General features: G+C 57.5%; 23 protein-coding genes and 1 riboswitch. Of the genes, 20 read left to right on the top strand and 3 right to left on the bottom strand.

The annotated features are described in order from the left end of the window. The first annotated feature begins 75 nt into the window (after window positions 1-75). Window positions 76-873, top strand: coding sequence for a phytanoyl-CoA dioxygenase family protein (locus AC2FIO_RS19920; RefSeq protein ID WP_282170739.1), 798 nt, complete (start codon window positions 76-78; stop codon window positions 871-873). 29 nt (window positions 874-902) lie between these two features. Here AC2FIO_RS19920 and AC2FIO_RS19915 read toward each other — a convergent pair whose 3' ends face one another. Then, window positions 903-1,826 (bottom strand): hypothetical protein, encoded by a 924-nt coding sequence (locus AC2FIO_RS19915; RefSeq protein ID WP_496699713.1) that lies wholly within the window; start codon window positions 1,824-1,826, stop codon window positions 903-905. Window positions 1,827-1,886: 60 nt separating this feature from the next. On the opposite strand from AC2FIO_RS19915, the gene miaB reads away from it, so the two are divergent. The 10 genes from miaB to cmk all read left to right on the top strand — a co-directional run bounded on the left by miaB (window position 1,887) and on the right by cmk (window position 12,427). Then, window positions 1,887-3,206 (top strand): tRNA (N6-isopentenyl adenosine(37)-C2)-methylthiotransferase MiaB, encoded by a 1,320-nt coding sequence (miaB, locus tag AC2FIO_RS19910; RefSeq protein ID WP_058273157.1) that lies wholly within the window; start codon window positions 1,887-1,889, stop codon window positions 3,204-3,206. Window positions 3,207-3,399: 193 nt separating this feature from the next. Beyond that, entirely contained in the window at window positions 3,400-4,155 is a 756-nt protein-coding gene (locus tag AC2FIO_RS19905; protein WP_234999079.1) for an outer membrane protein, read from the top strand. A 154-nt stretch (window positions 4,156-4,309) separates the two neighbouring features. Further along, complete coding sequence (locus AC2FIO_RS19900) at window positions 4,310-5,332, top strand: PhoH family protein (protein ID WP_058273235.1); 1,023 nt, start codon at window positions 4,310-4,312, stop codon at window positions 5,330-5,332. A gap of 39 nt (window positions 5,333-5,371) precedes the next feature. After that, window positions 5,372-5,866 carry an rRNA maturation RNase YbeY gene (ybeY, locus tag AC2FIO_RS19895; protein ID WP_496699712.1) on the top strand — a complete coding sequence of 165 codons (495 nt, stop codon included), beginning with the start codon at window positions 5,372-5,374 and terminating at the stop codon, window positions 5,864-5,866. Between the two features lie 36 nt (window positions 5,867-5,902). Further along, entirely contained in the window at window positions 5,903-6,790 is an 888-nt protein-coding gene (locus AC2FIO_RS19890) for a hemolysin family protein (RefSeq protein WP_496699711.1), read from the top strand. Beyond that, window positions 6,787-8,283, top strand: coding sequence for an apolipoprotein N-acyltransferase (gene lnt / locus AC2FIO_RS19885; RefSeq protein ID WP_496699710.1), 1,497 nt, complete (start codon window positions 6,787-6,789; stop codon window positions 8,281-8,283). The genes AC2FIO_RS19890 and lnt overlap by 4 nt, the downstream gene beginning before the upstream one ends. A 42-nt stretch (window positions 8,284-8,325) precedes the next feature. Then, window positions 8,326-8,374, top strand: a riboswitch (SAM-SAH riboswitch). Window positions 8,375-8,379: 5 nt separating this feature from the next. Further along, window positions 8,380-9,561 carry a methionine adenosyltransferase gene (gene metK / locus AC2FIO_RS19880; protein WP_496699709.1) on the top strand — a complete coding sequence of 394 codons (1,182 nt, stop codon included), beginning with the start codon at window positions 8,380-8,382 and terminating at the stop codon, window positions 9,559-9,561. Between the two features lie 102 nt (window positions 9,562-9,663). Then, on the top strand, window positions 9,664-10,374 hold the full coding sequence (gene trmB / locus AC2FIO_RS19875; RefSeq protein ID WP_282170745.1) for a tRNA (guanine(46)-N(7))-methyltransferase TrmB: 711 nt from the start codon (window positions 9,664-9,666) through the stop codon (window positions 10,372-10,374). 68 nt (window positions 10,375-10,442) lie between these two features. Beyond that, entirely contained in the window at window positions 10,443-11,795 is a 1,353-nt protein-coding gene (gene aroA / locus AC2FIO_RS19870) for a 3-phosphoshikimate 1-carboxyvinyltransferase (RefSeq protein ID WP_282170746.1), read from the top strand. 5 nt (window positions 11,796-11,800) lie between these two features. Beyond that, window positions 11,801-12,427, top strand: a complete 627-nt coding sequence (gene cmk, locus AC2FIO_RS19865) for a (d)CMP kinase (RefSeq protein WP_282170747.1) — start codon at window positions 11,801-11,803, stop codon at window positions 12,425-12,427. Window positions 12,428-12,457: 30 nt separating this feature from the next. Here cmk and AC2FIO_RS19860 read toward each other — a convergent pair whose 3' ends face one another. Then, on the bottom strand, window positions 12,458-12,937 hold the full coding sequence (locus tag AC2FIO_RS19860; RefSeq protein WP_058273166.1) for a YHS domain-containing (seleno)protein: 480 nt from the start codon (window positions 12,935-12,937) through the stop codon (window positions 12,458-12,460). A 218-nt stretch (window positions 12,938-13,155) separates the two neighbouring features. Between AC2FIO_RS19860 and AC2FIO_RS19855 the strand changes: the two genes are divergently transcribed. Together AC2FIO_RS19855 and AC2FIO_RS19850 are read left to right on the top strand one after the other, a co-directional pair. Further along, complete coding sequence (locus AC2FIO_RS19855) at window positions 13,156-13,680, top strand: hypothetical protein (protein ID WP_282170749.1); 525 nt, start codon at window positions 13,156-13,158, stop codon at window positions 13,678-13,680. Window positions 13,681-13,986: 306 nt separating this feature from the next. Further along, window positions 13,987-15,675: a tryptophan halogenase family protein gene (locus AC2FIO_RS19850; protein ID WP_282120713.1), complete on the top strand. Its 1,689-nt coding sequence runs from the start codon at window positions 13,987-13,989 to the stop codon at window positions 15,673-15,675. A 95-nt stretch (window positions 15,676-15,770) separates the two neighbouring features. Here the strand turns inward: AC2FIO_RS19850 and AC2FIO_RS19845 are convergent, their stop codons facing one another. Next, window positions 15,771-17,246, bottom strand: a complete 1,476-nt coding sequence (locus tag AC2FIO_RS19845; RefSeq protein WP_496699708.1) for a sulfatase family protein — start codon at window positions 17,244-17,246, stop codon at window positions 15,771-15,773. A 214-nt stretch (window positions 17,247-17,460) separates the two neighbouring features. Here AC2FIO_RS19845 and AC2FIO_RS19840 point away from each other — a divergent pair, with 214 nt between their 5' ends. The 7 genes from AC2FIO_RS19840 (at window position 17,461) to trpB (ending at window position 22,923) form a co-directional block, all read left to right on the top strand. Next, window positions 17,461-17,736, top strand: a complete 276-nt coding sequence (locus AC2FIO_RS19840) for a DUF6525 family protein (RefSeq protein ID WP_496699707.1) — start codon at window positions 17,461-17,463, stop codon at window positions 17,734-17,736. 248 nt (window positions 17,737-17,984) lie between these two features. Further along, entirely contained in the window at window positions 17,985-19,661 is a 1,677-nt protein-coding gene (gene rpsA / locus AC2FIO_RS19835) for a 30S ribosomal protein S1 (protein WP_058279471.1), read from the top strand. Window positions 19,662-19,932: 271 nt separating this feature from the next. Then, window positions 19,933-20,217 (top strand): integration host factor subunit beta, encoded by a 285-nt coding sequence (gene ihfB, locus AC2FIO_RS19830; protein ID WP_037310872.1) that lies wholly within the window; start codon window positions 19,933-19,935, stop codon window positions 20,215-20,217. 7 nt (window positions 20,218-20,224) lie between these two features. Further along, window positions 20,225-20,575: a lipopolysaccharide assembly protein LapA domain-containing protein gene (locus AC2FIO_RS19825; RefSeq protein WP_058273237.1), complete on the top strand. Its 351-nt coding sequence runs from the start codon at window positions 20,225-20,227 to the stop codon at window positions 20,573-20,575. A 9-nt stretch (window positions 20,576-20,584) separates the two neighbouring features. Then, window positions 20,585-21,226: a phosphoribosylanthranilate isomerase gene (locus AC2FIO_RS19820; RefSeq protein ID WP_496699706.1), complete on the top strand. Its 642-nt coding sequence runs from the start codon at window positions 20,585-20,587 to the stop codon at window positions 21,224-21,226. Window positions 21,227-21,272: 46 nt separating this feature from the next. After that, window positions 21,273-21,608 (top strand): hypothetical protein, encoded by a 336-nt coding sequence (locus AC2FIO_RS19815; protein ID WP_496699705.1) that lies wholly within the window; start codon window positions 21,273-21,275, stop codon window positions 21,606-21,608. Between the two features lie 67 nt (window positions 21,609-21,675). After that, window positions 21,676-22,923, top strand: coding sequence for a tryptophan synthase subunit beta (trpB, locus tag AC2FIO_RS19810; protein ID WP_282120708.1), 1,248 nt, complete (start codon window positions 21,676-21,678; stop codon window positions 22,921-22,923). Window position 22,924: the final 1 nt, after the last annotated feature.

Here is a 22,924-nt window from a genome sequence, read left to right as displayed (position 1 = left end):
TACCTTAGAAAGATATTATTTGAACAGAGGGGTCATCCATGTGCAGATCGTCGTACCACCGGCACGGAGACAGACATGACGCACCCCTTGGTTACTCACGAAATGATCGGCACCTATCAACGGGACGGCGTGGTCCTGATCAAAGGGCTATTTGCCGATCACGTTGAGGCCCTGCGCGAAGGGGTGGCAGCGAATATGGCGGATCCCGGACCTTATGCATCCGAGAACAAGAAAAAAGGCCAGACGGGTCGGTTTTTCGACGATTATTGCAATTGGTCGCGCATTGAACAATTTCAGACGGTAATTCACGAATCCCCGGCGGCAGAAGTCGCAGCAGATTTGATGCAGTCGGATACAGTGCAGATGTTCCACGACCACGTTTTGGTCAAAGAGCCCGGAACCTCGATGGCGACGCCGTGGCATCAGGATGGGCCCTATTACTTTGTTGAAGGGCAGCAAACGATCAGCTTTTGGTCGCCGCTTGATCCGGTCACGCAAGCCACACTGCGCTGTGTGGCAGGCTCGCACCGGTGGGAGAAAGAGGTCTTGCCGACTCGCTGGGTGTCGGAAGATGGGTTCTTTCCCGACGAAGGCCAGTACATCCCGGCCCCGGACCCGGATGCCGAAGGGATGCGGGTTGTCGAGTTTGAGATGGATCCGGGCGACGCGGTTGCTTTCAACTATCGCACGCTTCACGGTGCGCGAGGAAATCAATCCGACAGCCGCCGCCGCGCGTTTTCACTGCGTCTGGTTGGTGACGATGCGCGATATGTCGAGCGGCCAGGCCGGACATCGCCGCCGTTTCCGGGGCATGACATGGTTCCGGGCCAGCGCTTGCGCGAGGATTGGTTTCCGATGTTGCTGCGGCGGTGATCAGACACCGGATAGGTCATTGAGGCGGGTCAGAACCACTGGCCCGTTTCGATCAGCCCCAACTCAAGCAACTGATTTGACGACCATTCGAACGGAATCGAATTGCGCCAGCGGAATGTCGGAATGTCGAAAGTAGATCCTGCGTTGGTTTTCAAGGCTTTGGCAGCCCGGAACGAGCACACCGCAGCCGTTAGGTTGTGGTGCCACGGGCAGGAATACGTGTTGTATTCTTCGTCGTTGAACGTGTGATCCGGTCGCAATGACAATCCTTGCTTGGATTTGAATAGGGCGATCCGATCAATTCGGCGGCTTTGAGCGGGAACGTGTTCTTCGAACCGCCATCGCAAACCACCAGACATATCCAGCTGGCGCTCCTTCGGGTGCTTTATCGAATCCAGCCGCGCCTGGGCGAAATACCCGGTGCGATCCATCATCGCGTGTTCAGGTGCGACGCCGTTCGGGAATTCGTTCAGATCCTCGGCATAAAGATCGACAACATGGCTCAGCATCGAGTCGCGGCGTTCTTCGGTGTGAAACGCCAGCATTTCACCGATTGTGCGCGTCTCGCAAAAGGGAAAAAAGAGGTACTCGGCGTTGAAGCAGTAATACATCCACAAACTTGGCGCCGCCTGAATGATCCTGTTGATCGTCTCAAACACGACGGTGCGCGGGACGCAGCTGAGAGAGACGCGGTGAACTCGGTCCTCAAGCTCGGGGTCCAGCGCAAATTCCTGCGGCATGAAAACGATCAGGGACTTGAAGCCCAGATTCAGATGGTGACGGATAGTGCTATCAGTTTCGACGTCATCTTCGACAAAAACCAACGCGAGGGGTCCCTTTGCCAAAGCGGACTTGCCCGTTTGCAGGAAAGAGTCGAGAGATTCGTATTGCATTGCCTGTCCGCTGCCGCCTTGCTGGAGTTTCGGGTCAAAATCGGGTAATCGCGTCGCCATTGCAAGCGGCGTTCGTAGGGTATAGACGACGCCGATCCCGCGAATGCAAAGGCCGTTTTCATGTCAGAACCCAAAAAGCTGTACATCAAGACCTATGGTTGCCAGATGAACGTATACGACAGCGAGCGTATGGCGGAAACACTGGGCGGTCAGGGTTACGTGGAAACCAAAAGCCCCGATGATGCAGATATGATCCTGCTGAACACCTGCCATATTCGGGAAAAAGCTGCGGAAAAAATCTATTCCGAGCTTGGCCGGTTCAAAGGTTTGAAGACCGAAAAGCCCGACCTCAAGATCGGTGTTGCTGGATGTGTTGCACAGGCAGAAGGCGAAGAGATTATGCGCCGCCAGCCGATTGTTGACCTTGTTGTCGGTCCGCAAAGCTATCACCGCCTGCCCGAGATGGAGGCGAAGACGCGCACCGGTGCCAAGGCGCTGGACACGGAATTCCCCGAAGAAGACAAATTCGAAAAACTTAAAAACCGCCCCAAGGCAAAACGCGGACCGACCGCATTTCTGACGGTGCAGGAAGGCTGCGACAAGTTCTGTGCCTTCTGCGTGGTGCCGTATACGCGCGGTGCCGAAGTCAGCCGTCCCGCTGATCGTATCCTGCGCGAGGCGAACGATCTGGTCGAACGCGGGGTGCGCGAAATCACTCTGCTGGGGCAGAACGTCAACGCCTATCACGGCGCTGGTCCGAATGGTGACATGACGCTGGCCGGTCTGATCTGGGAGCTGAACAAGGTCGACGGGCTGGAGCGGATCCGGTTCACCACCTCACACCCCAACGACATGGCCGACGACCTGATCGAGGCGCACGGGACGTGCGACAAGCTGATGCCTTATCTGCATCTGCCGGTTCAGTCGGGTTCGGATCGCATCCTCAAGCGAATGAACCGCAGCCACACCGCCGAGAGCTATCTGCGCCTGATCGAGCGCATTCGCGCCGCGCGCCCGGATATCGTGATGTCCGGCGACTTCATCGTCGGCTTCCCTGAAGAGACCGAAGAGGATTTTCAGGCCACCATGGATTTGGTGGAAGAGGTCAAATACGGATATGCGTATTCGTTCAAATATTCGACCCGCCCCGGAACACCGGCGGCTGAGCGGTCTCAGGTTGATCCCAAGGCTGCGGATGACCGTCTGCAGCGGCTTCAGGGGTTGATTACCCGTCACCAGCGCGAGATTCAGGACGCGATGGTTGGTCGGGACGTGAAAGTTCTGTTTGAAAAACCGGGTCGTCTGCCAGGTCAGATGGTCGGAAAATCCGAGTATCTTCATTCGGTTCACGTATCTGACGCTGATGTTGCGGTGGGCGAATTGCGCGATGTCCGGATCATGTCATCGGGCGCAAATTCACTGGCGGGTGCGTTGCGCTAACGCGTCCGTTATTTGGATTTTGGAAACCATACGGATTTGTTAATTCCAAATTTACCCTTGATTTATTACTCGGAATTATGTTCCGAGAAAAATCAGGTTGCTTAGGGGTCGAGTGTTTTGTGCCTTTGGGAAACCTCATCTCTTGCCGACGGGATGGGCAGGTCGGTGAATGGAAAGGGTACGAGTGAAGACTTTGAAACGTTTTTCTGGGCGGCTGTTGAGATCCGCCCTTACAACCGCGATCGCTGTTTCGGTGCTTCCCGGCGTGACCGCTGCAGGCAATCTGGATCAAGGTCTCTCTGACCCTCCTGTCGTCAACCCAAAACGGTTCGGCAGTGACGTCAGCGCCTTTTATCTGGGTGCTACGGGCGCGTACGCTTTCGGGGGCGACGATCGATTTGGACTGACTGGACCCGGCGGAACCTCGGAAGTAGGCGACCTGGACCTGAGCGGTTCGTTGGGTGGCGTGCGTGCCGGGTGGCGCGGCGTTTTGCCTGCGCGCGGCGGGCGCGACTATGTTTACGGGTTTGAGCTTGGGTACGAGTTCGGCTCGCTTAGCGATGACGCCTCCAACCAGATCAACGGCCAGACGGTCACGGGCGGGTCCGAAATATCGGACGTGTTCTCGATTCGGCTGCGCAATGGCCTGACCAATAAAAGCGGTACAGTGTTGTATTTTGTGTCGGCTGGATATGTGAATGGCGACATCAACACAACAAGCAGACAGGCCGTCCAGGGGGGCTCTCAATTCTTCGAAAGTGGCGGCCGACGCAGCGGCTTTACCGCCAGCATCGGAGCCGAACATAACCTGACCGAACACTGGTCGATCACGGGTGAGTTCGAATACGTTCAGTTCAGCGCTGAAAACGTGGATTTCGGCAATGGAACCTCAACCAGATCGACACCAAAATATCGCGGACTGAAGCTGGGTTTGAACTATCGGTTCTGACACGCCGACTAAAACAGCGGCGCCAACAGGTGCAGCGCACGGGCCGGGCGCATTGGCGGTTTTGCCATTTGGGCGGAAAAAATGAAACTGTGGCTTGCGCCCACCAAGACTTCCTGTCTACGCTCAAGGTGAAACGCCAAGACAGGAGAGCGGATTGGCCATCGGTGCCCTAAACCCACCGCAAGATGAAATGCCTCAGCGCGAAGCGTTTGTTGAGTTTCCAGACAACCGATTGTTAATAGACCTGTGCGGGGAATATGACCGCAATCTGACAGATATTGAGCAAAAGCTCTCAGTTCAGATCGTGCGCCGCGGGAATCAGCTGGCCGTGATGGGTGACGAAGACGCCCAGAAGCAGGCCATCGAGGTTTTGCAGGCGCTATACACGCGCTTGGAAGGCGGACGTGACGTCGAAGCGGCCGATGTCGACCGCGAGCTGCGAATGGGTGGCTCGGAGACGGGAACCGGCAGCCGCGACGGTGACCAGCTCGAAATGTTCAGAGGCGGCACGGTCGAAATCAAGACGCGCAAGAAACTGGTCGAGCCGCGCACGGATGCGCAAAAGGCTTATGTCCAGTCGCTGTTCCAGAACGAACTGGCCTTTGGAATTGGCCCTGCCGGTACAGGTAAGACCTATCTTGCCGTGGCCGCTGGCGTGTCGATGTTTATCGGAGGCCATGTAGATCGGATCATTCTCAGCCGCCCTGCAGTCGAAGCTGGCGAAAAGCTGGGCTATCTGCCCGGCGACATGAAAGACAAGGTCGATCCTTACATGCAGCCGCTGTACGACGCATTGAATGACTTTCTTCCCGGAAAGCAGTTGGCCAAACTGATTGAAGAAAAGCGAATCGAAATTGCGCCGCTGGCCTTCATGCGGGGACGTACGCTGGCGAATGCGTTTGTTGTGCTGGATGAAGCGCAGAATGCCACGACCATGCAGATGAAAATGTTCCTGACGCGTCTGGGTGAAGGTAGCCGAATGGTGATCACCGGTGACCGCTCGCAGGTTGACCTGCCGCGCGGTGTTCAGTCAGGGCTGGCCGATGCCGAGCGTTTGTTGAATACGATACCAAACATCAGCTTCAACTACTTCACGTCCAAGGATGTTGTGCGCCACCCGCTTGTGGCCGCCATTATCGAAGCGTATGAGGCCGACTCGGGCCGCGAGAAAGCATAGTCGTCCCGGTTGCAGCCACAGGGCTTTGGACACGGTGAGATGAACCTGGAAGTGACGATCGAAGATGCGCGCTGGCAACAGCTTGAACCGTTGGCTGCGCGCGCGATAAAGGCTGTTTTGGACTTTTGCGATCTGGACGCCGAGCTGTGCGAAGTCAGCCTGCTGGCCTGCGATGATGCGCGAATTGCTGATCTGAACGCGGAATTTAGGGAAAAGCCCACTCCGACCAATGTGCTGAGTTGGCCAGCCGAAGAGCTGACCGCTGACGAAGCGGGGCAGAGACCTGCCCGACCCGCGCCAGACTTTACGGGCGAAATCGCGCTAGGCGACATTGCGATTTCCTTTGATACTTGCGCACGCGAAGCGGACGACGCCAACACAACTATGGACGATCACGTCACGCATCTGATCATTCACGGAGTGTTACACTTGCTGGGCTATGACCACATCCGTGACCCCGACGCCACTTTGATGGAAGAGGTCGAAGTCGAGATACTTGGCAAAATGGGTATAGATGACCCATATAGTATGTAACAGTGGCCGCATTGGCCGATCATTTGGAACAGGATTATGGGCGATACAGACGGCAGTTCTATGGCGGCGCAGAGCGCGCAACCGAAGGACAGCGGTGAAAATGCCAGCAAAAATGCTGGCTTCTTTTCTCGAATAGTGGACGCGTTCTCGCCGCAGAGCGACGAAGAGGTCAGCGCGACCAATGGACATGAGGTCGACATGGTTCAGCCTCGCGGCATGATCAATCTGCGGCGAATGCGGGTCGAAGATGTGGCTATTCCGACGGCGGAAATCGTGTCTGTGCCCTCGACAATCAGCAAGGATGAGCTGGCCCAGGTTTTCCGCGACAGCGGCCTGTCCCGGATCCCCGTCTACGAGGGAACGCTTGATACGCCTTTGGGGTTTGTGCACCTCAAGGATTTTGCGCTTACGCACGGATTTAATGGCACGGGTTCAGAGTTTGATCTGGTCTCGATGCTGCGCACTTTGCTGTTTGTGCCGCCGTCGATGCCTATTGGCGTGTTGTTGACGAAGATGCAGACCGAACGCCGCCATATGGCGCTGGTGATTGACGAATACGGCGGTGTTGATGGTCTGGTGTCGATCGAGGATCTGATCGAACAGGTGGTCGGTGAGATTGCGGATGAGCACGATGCCGACGAAGGCCAGCTTTGGATACAGGAAAAGCCCGGCTGCTATGTCGTGCAAGCCCGCGTCCCCTTGGAGGAATTTGAGGCCGAGATAGGGCGTTCTCTGACAAGTCACGAGGACGTGGACGAGGAAGAAATCGACACCTTGGGCGGATTGGTCTTCATGCTGTCTGGTCGCGTCCCAGCACGGGGCGAGGTCGTGTTGCATCCCGAAGGTCCCGAGTTCGAGGTGATTGACGCCGACCCGCGCCGGATCAAACGTCTGCGTGTCATGTTGCCGGATCGCGTTGAATGAACCCTGCACAGGGCTGGCCGTTTTGGTTGCGGTTAATATCCGTAGCTCTGCTGGGCGCGATCGCGGCGTTTGGGCTTGCTCCGTTCGGCATTTGGCCGGCAACAGTGATCGCACTGATCCTGCTGTCGCCTCTGTTTCTTACGACTGAGACGCGGGCGAGGGCGGCGTGGTTGGGCTGGGCCTTCGCGACCGGGTATTTCGCACATGCGCTCAGTTGGATTGTCGAACCGTTCCTCGTTGATGTCCAGCGTCACGGATGGATGGCGCCTTTTGCCCTGACATTCATGGCAGGCGGCCTCGCTCTGTTTTGGGCGCTTGCCTTTTGGCTGGTGCGGCGTCCCGACAGCGATGGCGTATCACAGGCCGTGTTTCTGGCGATTTCAATCTCACTGCTGGAATTTGCCCGAGGCTATGTCCTGACGGGGTTTCCCTGGGCGGGGCTGGCGCAGGTCTGGGTGAATACACAGGTCGCGCAGCTATTGTCTCTGTTCGGGCCATATGGGCTGGGCGCGGTGACTTTGCTGGCGACTTTGCCGCTCGGGGCCGCGCTGTCGCGGCGCGATGGCTATGTGGTTCCGTCAGTCCTGACCGTTGGAACCGCGTGTTTCGCATTGATTTATGCCATGTCGCGCCCGGTTGTTACGGACACTGACAATGTTGTCCGCCTCATTCAACCAAATGCACCCCAGCATCAGAAATGGGATCCGGATTACGCCCCGCTGTTTTTTGCCCGACAACTAGAGTTTACGGCGGCGGCCCCGCGACCGGATTTGATTGTCTGGCCGGAAACCTCGGTTCCTGCATGGCTGGGCAGTGCGCAGCCTTATCTGACCGCAATCGCCGATGCCGCGCAGGGGACGCCCGTATTTCTGGGTATTCAGAGAGGGGACGGCCCGCGCATTTACAATTCGATGATCTATCTGGATGAAGATGGCCGGCAGCAGGGGCTTTATGACAAGCATCATCTGGCGCCCTTTGGCGAATATGTCCCATTTGGTGACATCTTGGCTCAGTTCGGAATTTACGGAATGGCTGCCACCACCGGTAATGGCTTTAGCGCCGGACCGGGGGCTTCGCTGATGGACGCTGGCAAGCTGGGGAAAGCCTTGCCGCTTATTTGCTATGAGGCGGTTTTCACTCAGGACGTCTTGTCTGCACCGGGTCGTGCCGATTTTCTGCTGCAGATCACCAATGACGCTTGGTTCGGTACGCGCTCGGGACCTTACCAGCACCTGGCTCAGGCGCAAATGCGCGCCATCGAGCAAGGGTTGCCAATGATGCGGTCGGCAAATACCGGAGTGTCAGCGATGATTGACCCGCTGGGTCGGGTTACAGAAGCTTTGCCGTTGGGGCAGGCCGGTTTTGTCGATGCGACATTGCCCAGTGCGCTGGCTCCGACAGTGTACGCCCGGCTGGGTGATGCACCGGTCTTTGTCGCGCTGTTGGCGCTCTATGCGCTGCTTTCACGCAACGCCAGAAGACAACAACGGTAATTTTGGATTGACGCTGTGTTTCATGGTGCGTATCCCCTTGCATGCTCATCACAACGGCTTCCTGGCGTGATGGGAAAACCTTAATGGAGCACTTTCATGTCCCGACAGAACTACACATTTACTTCGGAGTCCGTTTCCGAAGGACACCCGGATAAGGTTTGTGACCGGATTTCTGATGCCGTGCTTGACGCATTTCTGAATGAAGAACCCGAAGCGCGCGTGGCGTGCGAAACCTTTGCTACGACCGACCGGGTCGTCATCGGTGGCGAAGTAGGTCTGACTGATCAGGAAAAGCTGCACGACTACATGGGCCGCATCGACGAGATTGCGCGCGCCTGCATCAAAGACATCGGATACGAGCAGGACAAGTTCCACCACGAAACCGTCGAGGTAACGAACCTGCTGCACGAACAGTCCGCACATATCGCCCAAGGTGTGGATGCCGCCGCAGACAAGGACGAAGGTGCCGGTGACCAAGGCATCATGTTCGGTTATGCGACCACGGAAACGCCTGCGCTGATGCCGGCACCGATCCAGTATTCACACGCGATCCTGCGCCGTCTTGCCGAAGTGCGCAAGAATGGCAGCGAACCCGCGCTGGGTCCTGATGCCAAGTCGCAATTGTCGGTCGTTTACCGTGACGGCAAACCTGTGGGTGTCAGCTCGATCGTATTGTCGACACAACACCTGGACGAAGCGCTGAGTTCCGCCGACATCCGCGCGATTGTTGAGCCTTACATCCGTGAAACACTGCCCGAAGGGTGGTTGAGCGACGAAACCGAGTGGCACGTGAACCCCACTGGCAAATTCGTGATCGGTGGCCCGGATGGTGACGCAGGTCTGACCGGGCGCAAGATCATCGTAGACACTTATGGTGGCGCAGCCCCGCACGGCGGCGGCGCGTTCTCGGGTAAGGACCCGACCAAGGTGGACCGTTCGGCCGCGTATGCCGCGCGTTACCTAGCCAAGAATGTTGTGGCCGCCGGAATGGCAGAACGCTGCACGATCCAGCTAAGCTATGCGATTGGTGTGTCCAAGCCGCTGTCTATCTATGCCGACACTCACGGCACTGGTGAAATCCCGGACGCAGAAATCGAAAAGGCTGTTGGTCAGGTCATGGATCTAACCCCGCGCGGTATCCGGCAGCACCTGCAGATGAACAAGCCTATCTATCAGCGCACGGCGGCTTACGGCCACTTTGGCCGCGAACCCGAGGCGGATGGCGGTTTTAGCTGGGAACGGACCGATCTGGCCGATGCGCTGAAAGCCACGGTCTGATCCGAATTATCAAAGCGCGCCGACATCGGCGCGCTTTTTTGTTGAACGGTGATTACTACGCCCCTCTTGAACCAACCTCGGCGTCGCAGTATGGCCACCGCCATGAGCACCCAGACCCCACAACGCCCGCGCAGAAACTTCTATGGCCGCTTCAAAGGGAAAACCCTGAAGCCCAGCCAAAAGACCTATCTGAACGAAGACCTTGATGCACTGTCACCGGGTGCGGTGGATTGGGAAACCAATCCCGAACGCCATCCGCTGGATCTGAACGCTCTGTTCGATGGCAGGGACGTCTGGCTTGAGGTCGGCTTTGGTGGGGGTGAGCATCTTGTGCACCAGGCTGCCAGCAACCCCGATATCGGCATTATTGGGGCCGAACCGTATATTAACGGCGTCGCGATGCTGTTGGGTAAGATTCGTCAAGCCGGGGTTGAAAATCTGGCGGTGCATCCGGGCGATGTGCGCGATCTGTTCGATGTTCTGCCCGGGGCCAGCATCTCTCGCGCCTTCCTACTGTATCCCGACCCATGGCCCAAGACACGGCACCACCGTCGCCGTTTCGTGACGCAGGAACATCTGGAGCCTTTGGCCCGTGCCCTGAAGCCGGGGTCTATTTTTCGCGTTGCTACGGACATTCCCGACTATGTGCGCCAGACATTGGAAGAGGTGCCGCGCGCCGGGTTCGAATGGCTGGCCGAGCGTCCTGCTGACTGGCGCGAGCCCTGGGATGACTGGATTTCCACCCGCTATGAACAGAAGGCCCTGCGTGAAGGCCGTACGCCACACTACCTGACCTTCCGCCGCAAAGACTGATTGCGGCTGGACCAACCGGCCCCAATTCGCTAATCCGCCTTGAACTGATAGCGAAAACAGGAGCCCCCATGTCCGGACACGGCACGCCCATCCCGATGACCTCGCATCCCTGCGGCCCGCTGACCGGAACCGCAGAGGTGCCCGGTGACAAATCTATTTCGCACCGGTCGCTGATCCTGGGTGCGATGGCCGTGGGCGAGACCCGGATCTCGGGTCTGTTGGAAGGTGAAGATGTTCTGGACACCGCCAAGGCCATGCGCGCCTTCGGGGCTGAGGTCACTGACCATGGCGGCGGCGAATGGACTGTGCATGGTGTAGGTGTCGGTGGCTTTGCCGAACCCGATCAGGTGATTGATTGCGGCAACTCGGGCACCGGTGTTCGCTTGATTATGGGCGCGATGGCGACCTGTCCGATTTCGGCGACTTTTACGGGCGACGCTAGCCTGAATAAACGCCCCATGGCGCGGGTCACAGATCCGCTGGCGCTGTTTGGAACGCAATCGGTGGGCCGTTCAGGGGGGCGCTTGCCGATGACTATCGTTGGCGCGGCTGACTCCACGCCGGTGCGCTACGAGGTACCCGTGCCTTCCGCCCAGGTAAAATCTGCGGTGCTGCTGGCTGGCCTCAATGCCCCCGGCAAAACTGTGGTGATCGAGAAAGAGGCCACACGGGACCATTCCGAGCGGATGCTGGCGGGCTTTGGTGCGGAAATCACCGTTGAGGACACCGATGAGGGCCGGGTTATCACTCTGACTGGTCGCCCCGAGTTGAAACCGCAGGTCATCGCCGTGCCACGCGACCCGTCCAGCGCGGCCTTTCCGGTCTGCGCGGCGCTGCTCACGCCTGGGTCGGACGTTTTGGTGCCGGGCATCGGCCTGAACCCCACCCGTGCGGGGTTGTTCACTACGCTGCGCGAGATGGGTGCAGACCTGACCTATGAGAATGAGCGCGAAGAGGGCGGCGAACCTGTCGCCGATCTGCGCGCAAAGTACTCGCCGGATATGAAGGGGATCGATGTTCCACCGGAACGCGCGGCCTCGATGATTGATGAATACCCGGTTTTGTCCGTGATTGCGGCAAATGCCACCGGTGTCACGATGATGGGCGGCGTAAAAGAACTGCGCGTAAAGGAAAGCGACCGGATCGACGCAATGGCCCAGGGCCTGCGCGCCAATGGTGTAACTGTCGAAGAAGGTGATGAATGGTGGTCGGTTGAAGGGTTGGGCATCGGCAACGTCCCCGGTGGCGGCACCTGCGAAAGCTTTCTGGACCACCGGATCGCCATGTCGTTCATGATTTTGGGGATGGGGGCCAAAAAGGGTGTAACCGTCGACGATGCGGGCCCGATCGCCACTTCGTTCCCGATTTTTGAACCTTTGATGGCCACGTTGGGTGCGAAACTGCAGCGAAATAATCGGTAGGTTTGATGTCGGATTTAAAGTTCACAATCGCCATTGACGGACCAGCTGCAGCGGGCAAGGGCACGATCTCAAAAGCGGTCGCGGCCCGGTTTGGGTTCGCGCATCTGGACACCGGGCTTTTGTACCGCGCGGTCGGCAGACGGACCTTGCAAGGACTGGAGCCGATTGCGGCAGCACAAGCATTGACCCCCGAAGAGTTGGAGCAGGGCGATTTGCGCACGGCCGAGATTGCGCAAGCAGCCTCAAAAGTAGCCGTGATTCCCGAGGTTCGGGCCGCGTTGGTTGACTTCCAGCGGGCGTTTGCGCGCCGCTGCGGGGGCGCTGTGCTGGATGGTCGCGACATCGGTACTGTGATTTGTCCCGAGGCCGAGGTGAAACTGTTCGTCACCGCCAGCCCCGAAGTTCGGGCCGAGCGTCGGTTCCTTGAGCTCAGCGCGAAGGGCAATGATATCTCGCGTGAACAGGTGCTGTCGGACGTAAAAGAGCGCGACGCGCGGGATACGGAACGCAGCACTGCGCCGATGAAGCCAGCAGAGGATGCAGTCTTGCTGGACACGTCAGATTTGAGCGTCGAAGCCGCGTTGGAAAAAGCCATCAAGGTCATTGAAGCAAAAAAGCCCGCACGGTCGTAACCGTGCAGGCCTTGGTCTTTTGTGGCCAGATTACAGTTCTCCGACCGCGATACTTTTGATCTTGGACCACTGATTGTCAGCGGTTTCGGATGTGGCAGAGACATCTTCAAGGAACGCCGCGCGAGTATCAGCGTTCAGGAACAGATACAGCTTTCCGTCAGCCACAAGGTATTGATCCGGATCGCCGTCGAATTTTTTGCCCACAGAAACGCCGAACGAACAGAACCCGCCATGTTGTGGCAGGTAGGCCGCCGGGTTGGCCTCGAACGCTTCGCGGTTGGCGGCGCTGGTGAAGTAATAAGATGCGCCGTCATAAGTGGCCGAGTGGGTGGCAAAGCCATCGACCGGGTTGCCGTCGTTAACGAGAGTCACCAGATCGACCCCATGCGCGGCAAGCGGCGCACCGGCGGCAGAAATACCGTTTGATACGTTGATCTCATCCGCAGCAAAGGCCGGGGCTGCGATCAGGGGCAATGTGGCGATCAGGGTGGTAAGAACGAGAGACTTCATTTGTATTTCCTTTCCGGTTCAGAGTCCGGCCAGCAGGTCTGCCAGCCGCTGAACTAAAGCTAGGAACTAGGTTCTGAACGAGCTATCGCAGAAAGCCCCGAGTATCTTGCAGATCGTTCAAAGCTGTCGGTGCCTTCGAAATACTGTTCACCAAGCTTTGTTTGGTCAGGTCTGCGCCCCGACCCTATTGTCGATCCATAGCCTGCAGGAGCGATGCCATGATCCGACTAGCCTTATTGATGATTTTCCTTGCCGGAGGTGCATTGGCCCAAGAGACGGCTGAGCCGGAACCCCCAATGACGTATGAGCGGTTGGGAAAGATCATCTTTGCGCTCGATCCTGACGCGAAACCGTTTGGACCGGGGTTTGAGCTGAAGGTTGGGGACGTAACGGTGCTGGTTGTTACGGATATCAATGCGGATCGGATGCGGGCCATGGTCGCGATTGGCAGCGCCGAAGATTTGTCGCCCGCTGACCTTGAACGCGTGATGCAGGCGAATTTTGACAGTACGCTAGACGCGCGTTACGCGCTCGCGAATGGTATCTTGTGGGCTGCGTACATCCATCCGCTATCCCGGCTGGACAAGAACCAACTGATCTCGGGGCTGGCCCAGACAGTGAATATCGCCAAGACTTATGGCACCTTGTACACCGGTGGCGCGGCGGAATTCGGAGGGGGCGACAGCCAGGATTTGCAGCGCGATCTGATCGAAGAGCTTCTGAAAAAAGGTGAGGAAATCTGACACGCGCCCGGGAATTGCGTTTGCTCTGATTTCAAGTTGCCGCGCAGAAGCTGCGGTCCATCGGCGGCCCGGTTTGCCTTTAACGCATCGCGGTTATTTGTACTGCCCGGGGTAGGGTGCCGTGACCGAGCGTCGCTTTGCCGAAAGAAGGAAAGTACATTCAGGTCAGGGCGCGCTAGACCCTAGCTGGACGCAGGAAACCTGCTATGCTTTGCCCATGCCAGAAGGGAAGGCTGCCAAACAATCCTCAAAAACAAAAAGGGGAAGCAGCCAAAAAATCCCTCAAGCCAACAGGGACAGAACAATATGAATAATCGTTTGCGTAAGATCACTATCGTGGGTGGTGGCACGGCGGGTTGGATGACCGCGCTGATACTGGACATGGTGTTTTCACGCACCTCGGCCCCCAAGGATCGCCCGCGCATCTGCCTGATCGAAAGCCCCAATATCGCCACCGTTGGCGTCGGTGAGGCCACGGTACCGCGTATGCCGGTCACACTGCGCCAAGCGGGCATTTCCGAGCGGGATTTTTTCCGCGAGACCAATGCGTCGTTCAAGCTGGGCGTGAAGTTCTGCAATTGGAATAAGGACGCAAAGGGCAATCGCATCGACTACGTGAACCCTTTTGCCCACGGTCAGTTGTTGGAAGGATTGGAAGCCGCCGAATACTTCTTGCGCTTTGGCAATGGCGATCGGGACTTTACGCAATCCATCTCGCCGCACGACGATCTGGCCCGCCTGTGCAAGGGCGGGCGACCGCTGGGTCAGCCCGAGTTCGAACAACGGTTTGGCTACGCATATCATCTGGACGCCGTGAAATTTGCGGGCATGCTGACCAAGGTCTGCACCAAGCGCGGGGTGGAGCACATTCAGGATGAGGTGCAGGCGGTTGAGCTGGATGAACAGGGTAATGTCAGCCATCTGATGTTAGAGCGTAAGGGCCGCCACGACATCGAGATGGTCATAGATTGCACCGGGTTCCGCGGTTTGATCATCAACAAAGCACTGGGTGAGCCGTTTATGGATTACTCGGATTACCTGCCCAACGACCGCGCCATGGCGTTGCAGATTGAACATCCCGACCCAGAGAAAATCGAAAGCGTCACCCGGTCTACCGCGCTGGGCGCCGGTTGGACATGGCGGGTGCCGCTCTACAACCGTGTGGGCACAGGATATGTGTATTCATCGGCGCATCGCACGGATGATCAGGCGGCAGATGAATATCTCGAATGGCTAGGCGACAGCGGCAAAGGTTTGACACCGCGCGTGATCCCGATGCGCATCGGGCGCGTGCGCAATGCCTGGGTCAAGAACTGTCTGGCAATCGGTTTGTCTGGCGGGTTCATTGAACCGTTGGAAAGTACCGCAATCCATATGGTTGATCACGCGGTGCGCTGGTTCGCAGAACACCTGCCTACACGCGACATCGAACCATCGCTGCGGGCAAGATATAACCGGCAAATGAACCAGATGTATGATGAGGTCCTAGATTTCATCTGTCTGCACTATCGCCTGGGCAACCGCACGGATGATCAATATTGGATCGATGCGCGCACAGAGATGAAGATACCGGATCGTTTGGCCGAAAACCTGGAATTGTGGCAGCACCGCCTGCCCATGGAACACGATATCGAATTCGCCACACTGTTTAATTTCCGCGTTTATCAGACGGTTCTTTTGGGCAAGCAGGTCTATGACACCGGCTATGGGACCGGCATCCGTGATCGTCTGCGGCCGTTGAAGAAACCGATTTGGTTCCAGTGGTGGAAGGGCGCGAAGGTGGATCTTGCGCAGATCCTCAAGGCGATGCCGGATCACAAAACACTGTTGCGCGATATCCGAGGAGAGCTGGAGCAGCCCCCAGCCTTTGGTATGGCGGCTGCGATGCAACCGACCGTCGCGATGCCGGGCGAACAACTTGCACCCGTGGCAATCCAGAACATGCCGAACCTTGCCGAAATCCAAAGCGGCAAGAAGGACCTGCAACTGTTCTAGAAGGTCCTAGCGCTCGGCGCAGCTTTGCGGTGGTGGCAGCATTGAACTGCGCTGCGCGGACCGAGGACCCACTGGAGAAATGCAAAATACCTGCGCTAAAGCGCGGGTCCTTCACGCAGCTTTTCCTGCTCGGACGGGGTCGGCGTGTGATTGAAGACAAAGGCCGTGCGGCAGGCTTCTTCTCCGCCTAGGTCTTCGATTTTCTTGCGTTGATCGGCAAAGGCGCAGGAGTTGACCTCTTCGGGGTCGCAGATTTCTCGCAGACGGCGTTCCCCTTCGACCAGCGCAGCCTGAACCTGCGGGTCATTTACCCGATCCAGCGCGCGGTTGGTCTGTTCTTGAGGATCGGTTGACAGGTCGAACAATTGCGGGGGCTGTCCGACATAATAGACGTATTTCCATTCGTCCCATCGCACCATGAAACTGCCGGTTCTTGACCCACCATCGTGGTATTCGCTGAAGCCGGTTCGGTCGGGGTCGTCCGGCGCATTTGCCAACTCGATCAGAGACAAGCCGGGTTGACCCGCGTTGCCCTCGTCGGCTTCGACGCCGCAGACGTCCCGGGCGGTTGCAGCGATATCGGTCAGATTGGTACATGTGGTGACGCGTCGCCCCGACGGGATACCCGGGCCGGCCGCGATCATCGGAATTCCTGCACTGGCCTCATACATTACCTGTTTGGTCCAAAACCCCTGATCCCCCATCATGTCACCGTGGTCGGATACATAGATCACGACCGTATTTTCAGCATGACCACTGTCGGACAAGGCTTTCAGGATGCGCCCCACGCAATCATCCATCAGTGAGGTCAGGCCATAATAAGCCGCCTTGGCTTCGCACATTTTCTGTTCGTCAAAATAGTCATCGTAGTTGAAGAACGCGGCGATGTTGCGAAGCTCTTCATGATCCGGCAGCCCTTTGCCATACCCGACCGGCAAATCTATCTGAGCAGGGTCGTAAAGGTCGTACCATTCCTTGGGACAGGTCAGGGGATAGTGCGGACTGACCAGCGACACAAATGCTGCCCAGGGTTTGTCCTGGCGGGTGGGATCGGCCAGCCAGGCCTCGGCTGCTGCGGTAATGTCCAGATCGTAATCGGTGTAGGTGCTGGGCCCGACGCCCACATCGCCTGCCAGCTCGGATGCCGAATCATAGTCTGGTGGGTTTTCGCGCAAAAGCCCAACGGCCCAGCCGACACCTCCGACCACGTGCATCGGCAGGATCTCCTCGGAGAAGCCATTGTCGTCTTGGTTGGACCTGAAGTGCAGTTTTCCAATAGCGACGACCTCGCGCCCGGCGTCGCGCACCTGCCTCATCCAGCTGCGCGGGTGCCCGTCATAGGGGGTTGCGCTGTCCCAGTTTCCTGTCGTGTGAACCCAGTCTCCGGTCGCAAGCGCCGCCCGTGCGGGTACGCACATGGGTGAAGGCGTGTAGGCGGACTCAAACATCGTTCCGCGCGCGGCCAGTGCATCCAGATTGGGCGTTTTGACAATCGGATGGCCAGCGCATCCCATTGCGTCTTTGCGGTGTTCGTCTGAAATGATGACGAGAAAGTTCAGGTCTTGACGCATGAGATCCTCCGACTTTTTCAAAGCTTCGCAAGTGGCGCAGACTTTGCTGTTCGAAACACGACATTCTTCGCAGGAATCGAGCAATGCCATTACGAGTGCGGTTGCACATGGATATTACTAATGTAATAACATAGCAAAACTATCGAGCGAGCATGGCAATATCCACTGACACCTGACAGTCTAGGTTCGTGCGCGCCGATGAACGGAGCGCACAATGACTGACCGCAGAAAGAACCGAAACCTGCGCAGCCAGATCAAACGCCGCCGGCGGACGGGATCACCAATGCAAGCCTATGACGCGTTACCTGCTGAGTTGCGATTGTGGCTTGCCTCGGCTTGTTTGCCGTGGAGCCCGGCCTCGGCGCTGCGCATTTGGGATAAGGTAGGCGGAGCGAATGATCCCGATGATGCCTATTTGCGTTTGAATGCGATTGAGCACTCCATGTTGCAACGGGACCGGCGCGTTTGGGACATGGCGAGCCAGGTGTGACGGCGGCCGATGCCCTGTATTTCAAGGCTTTCCTCTTGCACATGTCGGGAATTCCGCATATACGCGCGCTGTCACCACAAGGGCGGTCAACGTCCGGATGACGTTACTGAGCAGGGCCGGGTAACCTCGGCCCTTTGTGTTTGTTTGCTCAGGGGCGCACCGGATCACGTCCGATGACACCATGAAACAAGACCGGCGGAGACAACCGCTCGGCCAGTAAAAACGTATGTAAAGGAAAACACTGCCAGATGGCTGATACAACCATGGAGGAATTCGAAGCCCTCCTGAACGAAAGCTTCGAAATGGACACGCCCGAAGAGGGTTCTGTTGTCAAAGGCAAGGTACTGGCGATCGAAGCCGGCCAAGCCATCATCGACGTTGGCTACAAAATGGAAGGCCGCGTTGATCTGAAAGAATTCGCAAATCCCGGCGAAGCCCCTGAAATTGCTGTTGGTGACGAGGTAGAAGTCTACCTGCGCGCCGCAGAGAACGCCCGTGGCGAAGCCGTTATCTCGCGCGAGATGGCCCGCCGTGAAGAGGCATGGGACCGTCTTGAAAAAGCATATGCCGACGACCAGCGCGTCGAAGGTGCAATCTTTGGTCGCGTCAAAGGTGGCTTCACCGTCGATCTGGGTGGCGCAGTTGCGTTCCTGCCCGGTTCGCAGGTTGACGTCCGCCCCGTACGCGACGCTGGCCCGCTGATGGGTCTGAAGCAGCCGTTCCAGATTCTGAAAATGGACCGCCGCCGTGGCAACATCGTTGTTTCGCGCCGCGCTATCCTGGAAGAATCACGCGCCGAACAGCGTGCCGAAGTCATTGGCAACCTGACCGAAGGTCAGACCGTCGAAGGCGTGGTCAAGAACATCACCGAATACGGTGCGTTTGTTGACCTGGGCGGCGTTGATGGCCTGCTGCACGTCACCGACATGGCATGGCGTCGTGTGAATCACCCGTCCGAGATCCTGACGATCGGCGAAACCATCAAGGTTCAGGTCATCAAGATCAACAAAGAGACCCACCGCATCAGCTTGGGCATGAAGCAGCTGCAGGAAGATCCATGGGATCTGGTTGCTGCCAAGTATCCGCTGAGCTCGGTCCATCAGGGTCGCGTCACCAACATCACCGACTACGGCGCGTTCGTCGAGCTGGAAGCCGGTGTCGAAGGTCTGGTGCACGTGTCCGAGATGTCCTGGACCAAGAAAAACGTCCACCCCGGCAAGATTGTTTCGACCAGCCAGGAAGTAGACGTCATGGTTCTGGAAATCGACGGCGCCAAGCGTCGCGTGTCTCTGGGTCTGAAGCAGACCATGCGCAACCCGTGGGAAGTGTTTGCAGAAACACACCCCGAGGGCACCGAAGTCGAAGGCGAAGTCAAGAACATCACCGAATTTGGTCTGTTCATTGGCCTCGAAGGCGACATCGACGGCATGGTTCACCTGTCCGACCTGTCGTGGGACGAACGTGGCGAAGATGCGATCCAGAACTACCGCAAAGGCGACATGGTTTCGGCCGTTGTCTCGGAAGTTGACGTGGAAAAAGAGCGTATCTCGCTGTCGATCAAAGCCCTGGGTGGTGACAAGTTCGCAGAAGCCGTTGGCGGCGTGAAGCGCGGTTCGATCATCACTGTAGAAGTCACTGCGATCGAAGATGGCGGCATCGAGGTGGAATACGAAGGCATGAAGTCCTTCATCCGTCGTTCCGACCTGTCGCGTGACCGTGCAGAGCAGCGCCCCGAGCGTTTCTCGGTTAACGACAAGATCGACGTCCGCGTCACCAATGTCGACAGCAAGACTCGCCGTCTGGGTCTGTCGATCAAGGCACGTGAGATCGCCGAAGAGAAAGAGGCCGTGGAACAGTACGGTTCTTCCGACTCGGGCGCATCGCTGGGCGATATCCTGGGTGCAGCGCTGAAATCCGGCGACTAAGCTCAGGCTGGATTTTCAGCCGAATTTACGGCCCCGTGCAGACGCGCGGGGCCGTTTTTGTTGCGAATCAATATGTTCCAAAATTTGGCCTTATTGCGGCCGTCGTTCACGCTTTAAGAGCGGATTTTGCCTGAACAAGCAAAAAATCGCGCGACTTTGCTGTAAAATGAATGCTTTGCACACAGAGTTTACGTTCCCCCGATCACGGTTTTTTCCTATACTGTCCAGAAGTATAGACATGGTTAACCGGTCGCCTGGGAGGGTAACACTCATGATCCGTTCAGAACTGATTCAGAAAATCGCCGACGAAAACCCGCATCTCTATCAGCGTGATGTCGAGCGGATTGTGAATACCGTGTTCGAAGAAGTGACAGATGCCATGGCGCGTGGCGACCGTGTCGAACTGCGCGGCTTCGGTGCGTTCTCGGTCAAACAACGTGACGCGCGTGTTGGCCGCAATCCTCGTACAGGTGAGACCGTGCAGGTCGAAGAAAAATGTGTTCCGTTCTTCAAAACTGGCAAGTTGCTAAGGGACCGATTGAACGGTAAAGCCTGACACCATGATGCGTTACCTTCGATATGCTTTCCTGGCGATCCTCGGGATCGTTCTTGTGTCAATCTCGCTGGCCAATCGCCAGATCGTCGAGTTGAAGCTGATGCCGGATGCCCTGGCCGAGTTGCTGGGGCTCAATTTCTCAACGTCTTTGCCACTGTTCATCGTGGTGCTGGGCGGCGTCGTGGCCGGTTTGATCATCGGCTTCCTGTGGGAATGGCTGCGCGAGCATAAACACCGCCGCGATGCCTCGACCAAGACCGGAGAAGTGCGCAAGCTTGAGCGTGAGGTCAAGAAGCTCAAGAAAAAGCAGAACGAGGGCAAGGACGACGTTCTGGCTCTGCTGGACGAAGCCAGCTAAGGCACTTTTATGACGAACGTAGCTGTTAAAATCTGCGGGCTGACCGCACCTGATCACGTGCGCGCTGCGGCTGATGCCGGTGCACGCTATGTCGGCTTTGTCTTTTTCTCAAAATCGCCGCGGCATCTAGCCCTTGATGCAGCGGCAGGGCTGGCGCAGCTTGTTCCTGCAGGCGTGGCCAAGGTCGCGCTGACCGTGAATGCGACGGACGAAGAACTGGACCGTATCATCGCACGCGTGCCCTTGGACATGTTGCAATTGCATGGCAAGGAAACACCGCAGCGGGTTTCAGAAGTACGCGACAGATTTGGCCTGCCGGTGATGAAAGCAATCGGCATCGCCGAGGCCGAGGATCTGAGCGCAATTGACCTGTATTCCGAGGTTGCAGATCAGTTGCTGATCGACGCGAAACCTCCGCGTGCATCCGAACTGCCGGGCGGGAATGGATTGGCCTTTGATTGGCGGCTGCTGGCCGGCCGGAAATACTGGCGAAAGCCGTGGATGCTGGCCGGGGGACTGACGCCAGACAACGTTGCCGAGGCGATCCGGATGACCGGCGCAAAACAGGTTGATGTATCTTCCGGCGTCGAAAGTTCGCCCGGAGTTAAAGACTCCATTAAGATTTCTGAATTCGTGTCCGCCGCCCATTGATCTGCTTGCTGACCTCCCCCGTATATAACGTCGGGGAGGAGCAATGATGCTTGCAGCGATTGGCGGGGTTACCCTGAACCATTGGTACAACGCGCCAGAGTTCTTTTGGCGCGCGGGGCAAGCGTTGAAGCAGGCGCGTGGTGACCCATTGTGCGTTCATGCGCAGTTGTTCCCGCACGGTGGGCTCTACTTTTCGCTCAGCGTTTGGCAAGACGCCGAGGCCATGCTGACATTTGCCCATTCGGGACCACACAGGCGGGTTCTTGAGGCATCGGACCGGTTGTCCATCACGCATGAGTTCCATCATTTCTCATGCATCGCGGTGCCGACCGAAGAACAGGCCCTGCGGATCTGGAAGCATCGCTACAGACCCGCGAAATGATACGTTTTGCCATGGCAAAACCTGGCAGCACCTCCTATGAACAACGGGTACGACGAGGGAGACACCCATGGCCAACGATCTATTCAATTCCTTCATGTCCGGTCCCGACGAACAGGGCCGGTTTGGCATCTTCGGCGGACGGTTTGTCAGCGAAACGCTGATGCCGCTGATCCTGTCGCTTGAAGAGGAATATGAGAAGGCCAAGGATGATCCGACCTTCTGGGCCGAGATGGACGATCTGTGGGCGAACTATGTGGGTCGCCCCTCGCCGCTGTATTACGCGGAACGCCTGACCGAGCATCTGGGCGGCGCGAAAATCTATCTGAAACGCGACGAACTGAACCACACGGGCGCGCATAAAATCAACAACGTGTTGGGCCAGATCATTCTGGCGCGGCGCATGGGTAAAACCCGGATCATCGCGGAAACCGGTGCGGGGCAGCACGGCGTGGCGACAGCTACCGTCTGCGCCAAATTCGGCCTGAAATGCATCGTTTACATGGGCGCACACGACGTTCAGCGTCAGGCGCCCAACGTGTTCCGTATGCGTTTGCTGGGTGCCGAAGTGATTCCGGTGACCTCGGGCCGTGGCACGCTTAAGGACGCGATGAACGACGCGCTACGTGATTGGGTGACCAATGTGCGCGACACGTTCTACTGCATCGGCACTGTGGCGGGCCCGCACCCGTATCCGGCGATGGTGCGTGATTTCCAGTCGATCATCGGCAAGGAAGCTAAGGAACAGATGCAAAAGGCCGAAGGCCGTTTGCCCGACACGCTTATCGCCGCCATCGGCGGTGGGTCGAATGCGATGGGCCTGTTTTATCCGTTCCTTGACGACAAGAGCGTCAACATCATCGGTGTTGAGGCGGGCGGTAAAGGCGTGAATGAAAAGATGGAACATTGCGCCTCGCTGACCGGTGGTCGTCCGGGTGTGCTGCACGGAAACCGTACCTACCTGCTGCAGGATGATGACGGCCAGATCCTCGAAGGCTATTCGATCTCGGCCGGTCTGGATTACCCTGGTATTGGCCCCGAGCATTCTTGGCTGAATGATATCGGTCGCGCGAACTATGTCTCGATCACCGATAAAGAGGCGCTGGAAGCGTTCCAGCTGTGCTGTGCAACCGAAGGTATCATCCCCGCGTTGGAGCCCAGCCACGCGTTGGCGCATGTCATGAAGATCGCGCCGGAACTGCCCAAGGATCACCTGATCTGCATGAATATGTGTGGTCGCGGCGACAAGGACGTTCAGACGGTCGCCAAATACCTGAACTTTGATATGTCCGACACCGAAGGCCGTTCGGCCGGATAAC

It is taken from the genome of Ruegeria sp. CDSB086 (assembly GCF_059611065.1).
This window is presented reverse-complemented; position numbering and strand designations above follow the sequence as displayed.